At 37.2% G+C, this 1,294-nt stretch carries 1 protein-coding gene; it reads left to right on the forward strand.

Annotated elements, in window-relative coordinates; all coding sequences use genetic code 11:
- Positions 1 to 5: 5 nt before the first annotated feature.
- Positions 6 to 1,294 (forward strand): acetaldehyde dehydrogenase (acetylating) (locus CLCOS_RS20655; protein ID WP_065080063.1); only part of this gene is annotated, 1,289 nt, incomplete at its 3' end.

Below are 1,294 nucleotides of genomic sequence, written 5' to 3' on the forward strand. Positions count from 1 at the left end.
CACAATTGGAAAATTTTGATAAAGACTTACGTTCTATACAAGAAGCAAGAGATCTTGCACGTTTAGGAAAAATTGCAGCAGACCAAATTGCTGATTATACTGAAGAACAAATTGATAAAATCCTATGTAATATGGTTAGGGTAGCAGAAGAAAATGCAGTTTGCCTTGGTAAAATGGCTGCAGAAGAAACTGGTTTTGGAAAAGCTGAAGATAAGGCTTATAAGAACCATATGGCTGCTACTACAGTATATAATTACATCAAAGATATGAAGACTATTGGTGTTATAAAAGAAGATAAAAGTGAAGGTGTAATTGAATTTGCAGAACCAGTTGGTTTATTAATGGGTATTGTACCATCTACAAATCCAACATCTACTGTTATTTATAAATCAATCATTGCAATTAAATCAAGAAATGCAATTGTATTCTCACCACACCCAGCTGCATTAAAATGTTCAACAAAAGCAATAGAACTTATGCGTGATGCAGCAGTAGCAGCAGGAGCTCCTGCAAATGTAATTGGTGGTATTGTTACACCATCTATACAAGCTACAAATGAACTTATGAAAGCTAAAGAAGTTGCTATGATAATTGCAACTGGAGGCCCTGGAATGGTAAAGGCTGCATATAGTTCAGGAACACCTGCAATAGGCGTTGGTGCTGGTAACTCTCCATCCTATATTGAAAGAACTGCTGATGTTCATCAATCAGTTAAAGATATAATAGCTAGTAAGAGTTTTGACTATGGTACTATTTGTGCATCCGAGCAGTCTGTAATTGCAGAAGAATGCAACCATGATGAAATAGTAGCTGAATTTAAGAAACAAGGCGGATATTTCATGACAGCTGAAGAAACTGCAAAAGTTTGCAGCGTACTTTTTAAACCTGGTACACACAGCATGAGTGCTAAGTTTGTAGGAAGAGCTCCTCAGGTTATAGCAGAAGCTGCAGGTTTCACAGTTCCAGAAGGAACAAAAGTATTAATAGGAGAACAAGGCGGAGTTGGTAATGGTTACCCTCTATCTTATGAGAAACTTACAACAGTACTTGCTTTCTATACAGTTAAAGATTGGCATGAAGCATGTGAGCTTAGTATAAGATTACTTCAAAATGGTCTTGGACATACAATGAACATTCATACAAATGATAGAGACTTAGTAATGAAGTTTGCTAAAAAACCAGCATCCCGTATATTAGTTAATACTGGTGGAAGCCAGGGAGGTACTGGTGCAAGCACAGGATTAGCACCTGCATTTACATTAGGTTGTGGTACATGGGGAGGAAGCTCTGTTTC

It is taken from the genome of Clostridium coskatii, assembly GCF_001675205.1.
GTDB classification, from domain to species: Bacteria; Bacillota; Clostridia; order Clostridiales; family Clostridiaceae; genus Clostridium_B; species Clostridium_B ljungdahlii.